The 7,657-nt window shown below is 63.8% G+C and carries 7 protein-coding genes; all 7 read left to right on the forward strand.

Annotation, left to right across the window (positions count from 1 at the left end):
• The first annotated feature begins 6 nt into the window (after positions 1-6).
• The 7 genes from hfq (at position 7) to T336_RS0120155 (ending at position 7,154) form a co-directional block, all read left to right on the forward strand.
• Positions 7-258, forward strand: coding sequence for an RNA chaperone Hfq (hfq, locus tag T336_RS0120125; protein WP_011794570.1), 252 nt, complete (start codon positions 7-9; stop codon positions 256-258).
• Positions 259-319: 61 nt separating this feature from the next.
• A complete protein-coding gene (hflX, locus tag T336_RS0120130) occupies positions 320-1,492 on the forward strand; it encodes a GTPase HflX (RefSeq protein WP_026433875.1) in 1,173 nt (390 codons plus the stop codon).
• A gap of 57 nt (positions 1,493-1,549) precedes the next feature.
• A complete protein-coding gene (hflK, locus tag T336_RS0120135) occupies positions 1,550-2,914 on the forward strand; it encodes an FtsH protease activity modulator HflK (RefSeq protein ID WP_019700536.1) in 1,365 nt (454 codons plus the stop codon).
• An 18-nt stretch (positions 2,915-2,932) separates the two neighbouring features.
• Entirely contained in the window at positions 2,933-3,832 is a 900-nt protein-coding gene (hflC, locus tag T336_RS0120140; protein WP_026433876.1) for a protease modulator HflC, read from the forward strand.
• Between the two features lie 178 nt (positions 3,833-4,010).
• The gene (locus T336_RS0120145; RefSeq protein ID WP_026433877.1) at positions 4,011-5,165 is read left to right on the forward strand and encodes an ATP phosphoribosyltransferase regulatory subunit; all 1,155 of its coding nucleotides are present in this window, start codon (positions 4,011-4,013) and stop codon (positions 5,163-5,165) included.
• 27 nt (positions 5,166-5,192) lie between these two features.
• Positions 5,193-6,572, forward strand: coding sequence for an adenylosuccinate synthase (locus T336_RS0120150; RefSeq protein WP_026433878.1), 1,380 nt, complete (start codon positions 5,193-5,195; stop codon positions 6,570-6,572).
• 57 nt (positions 6,573-6,629) lie between these two features.
• Entirely contained in the window at positions 6,630-7,154 is a 525-nt protein-coding gene (locus T336_RS0120155) for a phosphoribosyltransferase (RefSeq protein WP_013593920.1), read from the forward strand.
• The last annotated feature ends 503 nt before the right edge of the window (positions 7,155-7,657 follow it).

Here is a 7,657-nt window from a genome sequence, read left to right on the forward strand (position 1 = left end):
AATATCGTGAGCAACAAAGGTCAACTTCTTCAAGACCCCTTCCTGAACGCACTGCGCCGCGAGCACGTGCCTGTCTCCATCTACCTGGTCAACGGTATCAAGCTGCAGGGGCAGATCGAATCTTTCGACCAATACGTCGTGCTGCTGCGCAACACGGTCACCCAGATGGTCTACAAGCACGCCATCTCCACCATCGTTCCGGGTCGTGCCGTCAACTTCTCGACGGCCGAACCCGCGGATGCCGAATCCGGCAATTGACACTCCTGCGCCCGTGTAGGTACACCCTGGACAGGGCGCATGCCCCGTCCAGGCTGCTGTCTTGAGTTCTTCCTCATCCCCTGAATCGCAATCCACTCCCGTCATCCTGGTGGGGGTGGATTTCGGCCTTCCCCATTTCGACGCCGAGCTGGAAGAGCTGGGCCTGCTGGCGCAGACCGCGGGCCTCGCTCCCGTGGCCCGGCTGACCTGCAAGCGCAAGGCACCCGATGCCGCGCTGTTCGTCGGCAGCGGCAAGGCCGATGAAATCCGCATGCTCGCGCAGATGCACGGCGCGGTGGAGGTGCTGTTCGACCAGGCCCTCAGCCCGGCCCAGCAGCGCAACCTCGAGAGGCATCTCGAGCTGCCGGTCACCGACCGCACCCTGCTCATCCTCGAGATCTTCGCGCAGCGCGCCCGGAGCCACGAGGGCAAGCTGCAGGTCGAACTCGCCCGGCTGCAATACCTGAGCACCCGCCTCGTGCGCCGCTGGTCCCACCTGGAGCGCCAGCGCGGCGGCATCGGCGCGCGCGGCGGCCCCGGCGAAACCCAGATCGAGCTCGACCGCCGCATGATCGACGACGCGATCAAGCGCACCCGCGAGCGCCTGCAGAAGGTCAAGCGCCAGCGCGCCACCCAGCGGCGCCAGCGTGCCCGCCGGGACACCTTCAACATCTCCCTGGTCGGTTACACCAATGCGGGCAAGTCCACGCTCTTCAACGCGCTCGTGAAGGCGAGGGCCTATGCCGCCGACCAGTTGTTCGCCACGCTGGATACGACCACGCGCCAGCTGTACCTGGCCGAACTGGGCGGCACCGTGTCCCTGTCCGACACGGTGGGCTTCATTCGCGACCTGCCCCACGGCCTCATCGACGCCTTCCAGGCCACCCTCCAGGAAGCCGTCGATGCCGACCTGCTCCTGCACGTCGTGGATGCGTCCAATCCCGATTTCCCCGAGCAGATCGCCGAGGTCGAGAAGGTGCTCGGCGAGATCGGCGCCGGCGAGATCCCCCAGGTCCTGGTTTTCAACAAGCTGGATGCCGTGCCCGCCGACCAGCAGCCGCTGGCCATGCAGGACACCTACGAGTGGGACGGGCGCCAGTTGCCGAAACTCTTCGTCAGTGCCCGCACCGGGCAAGGGTTGCCTGAGTTGCGCATCCAGTTGACCGCTGCGGCGCTGGCCGCCCGCGAAAGCCCCATGACCCCAGGCGCCGATGCTGAATTTCCAGCGCCTTGAGGCCAGTTGGGCACAATGCCGCGAGACCCATCTTCTCGAAAACTAGAGATCTATCGCATGAATCATCCTTTCAGAGCCTGGCGTCCGGCATCGCTGCCCGGGCGGATCCGGGGCATGTTCAATCTGAATGATCCCCGCTGGGGCCGCGGCGATGACAAGGCTGATGGTGCGAACCGCCCGGATTCCGATCGTCCGAACCCGCCTCCCGGGGGAAACCGAGGCCGCGATCCCCAGGGCCAGCCGCCCGACCTGGACGAGCTGTGGCGCGACCTCAACCGCAAGCTCGGAGGCCTCTTCGGCGGGCGCAACGGCGGCGGGCGCGGTCCCGGCAACGGATCGGGCGGTGGATTCCAGCCCGACATGAAGAACACCGGCGTGGGCGTGGGCCTCATCGCCGCGGTGGCCGTGCTGATCTGGCTGGGCTCCGGATTCTTCATCGTCCAGGAAGGGCAGCAGGCCGTCATCACCCAGTTCGGCAAGTACAAGACCACGGTCAACGCCGGCTTCAACTGGCGCCTGCCGTACCCCATCCAGCGGCACGAACTGGTGTTCGTCACCCAGATCCGCTCCGCCGACGTCGGCCGGGACAGCATCATCAAGAGCACCGGCCTGCGCGAATCGGCCATGCTCACCGAGGACGAGAACATCGTCGAGATCAAGTTCGCCGTCCAGTACCGCCTGAACGATGCCCGGGCCTGGCTGTTCGAGAGCCGCAACCCCGGTGAAGCCGTGATCCAGGTGGCCGAGACGGCCGTGCGCGAGATCGTCGGCAAGATGCGCATGGACACCGCCCTGGCCGAGGAACGCGACCAGATCGCCCCCCGGGTCCGCACCCTCATGCAGACCATCCTGGATCGCTACAAGATCGGCGTCGAGGTGGTCGGCATCAACCTGCAGCAGGGCGGCGTGCGTCCGCCCGAGCAGGTGCAGGCCGCGTTCGACGATGTGCTCAAGGCCGGCCAGGAGCGCGAGCGCGCTAAGAACGAGGCCCAGGCCTATGCCAACGACGTGATTCCCCGCGCGGTCGGGTCCGCGTCCCGGCTTACCGAGGAAGCCGCTGCCTACAAGGCGCGGATCGTCGCCCAGGCACAGGGCGATGCCCAGCGCTTCAGCTCCGTGCTCACCGAGTACCAGAAGGCGCCGCAGGTCACCCGCGACCGCATGTACCTCGAAGCCATGCAGCAGATCTACTCGAACGTCACCAAGGTGCTGGTGGATTCGCGCCAGGGCTCGAACCTGCTGTACTTGCCGCTGGACAAGATCATGCAGAACGTCGCCCAGGGCGGCGCCGCGTCGGCGCCCACCCCGGAAGCCCCTCCGGCATCGTCGTCCTCGTCCATACCTTCCAGTACCACCCAGGCATTTCCCATCGATCCCCGCGCGCGCGACACCAGCCGCACCCGGGACCGTGAAGCCCGCTAGCCCGAGGGAGAGACAGTCGTGAACAGAGTCGGATTCATCGTTTCCTCCCTGCTGGTGGTGCTCGCCCTGCTCAGCTCCACGTTGTTCGTCGTGGACCAACGCCAGTTCGGCGTGGTGTACCAGCTCGGGCAGATCAAGGAAGTCATCACCGAGCCGGGCCTCAATTTCAAGCTGCCTCCGCCGTTCCAGAACGTGCGGTACATCGACAAGCGCCTGCTCACGCTGGACAGCACCGACACCGAGTCCATGCTGACCGCGGAGAAGCAGCGCGTGGTGATCGACTGGTACGTGCGCTGGCGCATCTCCGACCCTTCGGAATACATCCGCAATGTCGGCCTCGACGAGAACGCCGGCGCCCTGCAACTGAACCGGGTCGTCCGCAACGCCTTCCAGGAAGAGATCAACCGCCGCACGGTCAAGGAGCTGCTGTCCGCCAAGCGCGACGCGCTCATGTCGGACGTGAAGAAGGAGGTCCTGGAAGTCGTCAAGGGCACCAAGCCCTGGGGCGTGGACGTCGTCGATGTCCGCATCACCCGCGTCGATTACGTCGAGGCCATCACCGAGTCGGTCTATCGCCGCATGGAAGCCGAGCGCAAGCGCGTCGCGAATGAACTCCGCTCCACCGGTGCCGCAGAAGGCGAGAAGATCCGTGCCGATGCCGACCGGCAGCGCGAGATCACCATCGCCAATGCCTACCGTGATGCCCAGAAGCTGAAGGGCGAGGGCGACGCCGAGGCCGCTCGCATCTATGCGGATGCGTTCGGGCGTGATGCCCAGTTCGCCCAGTTCTACCGGAGCCTCGAAGCCTACAAGTCGAGCTTCAGCAAGAAGAGCGATGTGGTGGTGGTCGATCCGTCGTCCTCCGAGTTCTTCAAGAACTTCCGCGGAAACGCGGCGTCTCCCGCTCCCCGCAACTGAGTCCATTCCGACCGGGAGGGCCGGCCGCTGCTGCCGGCGCCTCCAGCCGCCCGGGCTGACAAAAAAAGGGCGATTCCATCGCCCTGTCACGCCTGTGCCGTATTCCGCGCGTCCGCTGCGAGACGGCGCCACCGGCAGTGCCCGGTAGAATTGCATTTTTAACAGACACCCCCTTCCCATGTCCGCTTGGGTCCTGCCGGATCACATTGCCGATGTCCTGCCTTCGGAGGCCCGGCACATCGAAGAACTGCGTCGAGGGCTCATCGACACCGCCCGGGGCTATGGCTATGAACTGGTCATGCCCCCGATGTTGGAGCACCTGGAATCCCTGTTGTCCGGAACGGGGGAGGCGCTGGATCTCCAGACGTTCAAGCTGGTGGACCAGTTGTCCGGCCGGTCCATCGGCCTGCGTGCCGACATGACCCAGCAGGTCGCGCGGATCGATGCCCACCTGCTGAACCGCTCCGGCGTGACTCGCCTCTGCTATTGCGGCCCCGTGCTGCACACCCGGCCGGACCGCCCCCGCGCGACCCGCGAACCCCTGCAATTCGGTGCGGAAATCTATGGCCATTCCGGCATGGAAGCCGACCTGGAATCCGTGTTGCTGGCACTCGATTGCCTGCATCTCGCGGGCGTCGAGGGCGTCAGCGTCGATCTGTCCGATGCCCGCATCGTCCGCACCCTGCTGGAACCCATCGCCGCAGATGCCGCCGCGGTCCGGAGAATCTACGGAGCACTCGCAGCCAAGGATGCCTCCGAGTTGTCCCAGGCGTCGGCCGGGTTGCCGTCCGATACCCGTCGTGCATTGTCCGCGGTGCTGGAGCTCTATGGCGATGCCCGCGTCCTGGACGAGGCCCGGACCGCGCTCAGCGGCGTGGCCGGCGTCGATGAGGTGCTCTCCAACCTGAAATCCATCGCCGCCCACCTGGAAGGCCGTCCGGTGTCGTTCGACCTTGCGGATCTGCGCGGCTATTCCTATTACAGCGGCGCCCGCTTCACCATCTACGCCCGGAACGCGACGGATGCGGTGGTGCGGGGAGGGCGCTACGACGAGGTGGGTGCAGCCTTCGGCAGGACCCGGCCTGCCGCGGGCTTCAGCCTCGATATCAAGCAACTGGTCGGCATCGTTCCCCCGCGAACGCTGAAGGCGGCGATCAAGGCCCCCTGGGCTGCCGCGCCGGACGCCCACCGCTTCATTGCGCAGCTCCGCAGCGCGGGCGAAACCGTGGTCTGCGTATTGCCGGGCCATGAAAGCGAAGTACAGGAATTCCAGTGCGACCGTGAACTGGTGCTCGAGCAGGGCCAGTGGGCGGTGCGGCCTCTTCCATATTGATGAACATTGAATCCAGGCAGGTTTGACATGCAAGCAGCGATCAAAGGGCGAAACGTCGTCGTGGTGGGCACCCAGTGGGGTGACGAAGGCAAGGGCAAGCTCGTGGACTGGCTCACGGAAAGCGCCCAGGGCGTGGTGCGCTTCCAGGGCGGCCACAACGCAGGCCACACCCTCGTCATCAACGGCGTGAAGACCGCCCTGCATCTGATTCCCAGCGGCATCATGCGGCCCGGGGTCAAGTGCTACATCGGCAATGGCGTCGTCCTCTCGGCAGCCAAGCTGTTCGAAGAAATCGAAGGCCTGGAGAAGGCCGGCGTGGAAGTGCGTTCCCGCCTGCGCATCAGCGAGGCGTGCCCGCTGATCCTGCCGTTCCACGCCGCACTGGATGTCGCCCGCGAAGCGGCGCGCGAAACTGGCGGCAGCGAGAAGATCGGCACGACCGGCCGTGGCATCGGCCCCGCCTATGAAGACAAGGTGGCCCGGCGTGCCCTCCGCGTCCAGGATCTCAAGCATCCCGAGCGTTTTGCCGCGAAGCTCAAGGAACTGCTGGCGCTTCACAACCATGTACTGAAATCCTTCCTGCACTCCGAATCCTTCCAGTTCGGCAGCGCACTGCAGCCCTACCTGAAGGATGGGGAGGTGCAGTACGACGCGGTCTATCAGGAAGCGATGCGCCATGCCGAGCTGCTCAAGCCCATGATCGCCGACGTATCCCGCGAACTGAACGAAGCCCACAAGGCGGGCGCCAACCTTCTGTTCGAAGGCGCGCAAGGCACGCTGCTGGACGTGGACCATGGCACCTATCCCTATGTGACTTCCAGCAACTGCGTTGCCGGCAACGCGGCGGCAGGGTCCGGCGTGGGGCCTGGCATGCTGCATTACGTGCTGGGCATCACCAAAGCCTATTGCACCCGGGTGGGCGGCGGGCCGTTCCCGACCGAACTGGAATGGGAAAAGCCCGGCACCCCGGGTTACCACATGAGCACCATCGGAGCTGAAAAAGGCGTGACCACCGGCCGCAGCCGGCGCTGCGGCTGGTTCGATGCCGCACTGCTCAAGAGAAGCGCCCAGGTGAATGGCCTGACCGGCCTGTGCATCACCAAGCTTGACGTGCTGGACGGCCTGGAAGAGCTGAAGCTCTGCGTTGGCTACGAGCTCGATGGCGAGCGCATCGACATCCTGCCCATGGGGGCCGAGGAAATCGCCCGCTGCGTCCCCGTGTATGAAACCCTGGCGGGCTGGAGCGATTCCACCGTCGGCGTCACCCGATACGACTCGCTTCCTGCCCCTGCGCGCCGCTACCTGGAGCGCATTGCCGAAGTGACCGGCGTGCCCATCGCCATGATCTCCACCAGCCCCGACCGGGACCATACGATCATGATGCAGCATCCTTACGCCGCACAGTGAGCGCGGTTCGACGCGTCCACCCCTGTTTTATCCGCACGAGCCCATCCGGAGCCCCCCATGTTGACTGAAGACGGCAAGCACCTTTACGTAAGTTACGACGAATACCACGGCCTGATCGAAAAGCTGGCCCTGAAGGTGCACCAGTCCGGATGGCAATTCGACACCATCCTGTGCCTGGCCCGTGGCGGCCTGCGGCCGGGAGACATCCTGAGCCGCATCTTCGACAAGCCGCTGGCCATCATGTCCACCAGTTCCTACCGTGCAGAGGCCGGGACGGTGCAGGGACATCTCGACATTGCCCGGTTCATCACCACGCCCAAGGGGGAAATCGCTGGCCGCGTTCTTCTCGTCGATGACCTGGCCGATTCAGGCCACACCCTGAACGCCGTCATCTCGCTCCTGAAGTCCAACTACGCCCCGATCACGGAGCTGCGCAGCGCGGTCATCTGGACGAAGGCGATGTCCACCTTCTCGCCGGACTACTCGGTGGAGTTCCTGCCCACCAATCCGTGGATCCATCAGCCGTTCGAGGGGTACGACCACCTCACTCCGGAAAAATTGATGGAAAAATGGACGCTGTAAGCAAAAAATCTGTGTATACTAGCGGGCTTCGCTACTGAGATTGCTGTGATTCCTGAAGGGGTTGCGGTGGAGGCAGGTGGCGAAGGCGGTAGAAGAGAAAAGTTTTGCTGAGAGTTGCGCTGGTGCTAAAAACTGGTGTAGAATTCAAGGCTTCGCTGATCTGAAGTGCTGCAAGAGATTGCGGTGGTTGAGGTTGGTGGGTGGTTGGAAGTCGAAAGATGAATAACCACAAAGTTTGACAGGACTTTAAAAACTCTGTTAGAATTCAAGGCTTCGCTGATTGCAGCGAGTCAAGAAGAAAAGAGAAATCTGATCTTCTGGTTCCTTAAAAATATACAGCCGATAAGCGTGGGCGTTTGATGGCGAGTGCCAAGTTCTTCGGAACTAGTGCTTAGCACTACAAACGCTCATGAGAATAGAAGTGAAGTTCACTTCAATTCCGTTTTTATGAGTGAAGTCGAAAGACTTTAAATTTCAAGATCGAACTGTAGAGTTTGATCCTG

The sequence above is a fragment of the Paracidovorax oryzae ATCC 19882 genome (genome assembly GCF_000687165.1).
Classification (GTDB): domain Bacteria; phylum Pseudomonadota; class Gammaproteobacteria; order Burkholderiales; family Burkholderiaceae_C; genus Paracidovorax; species Paracidovorax oryzae.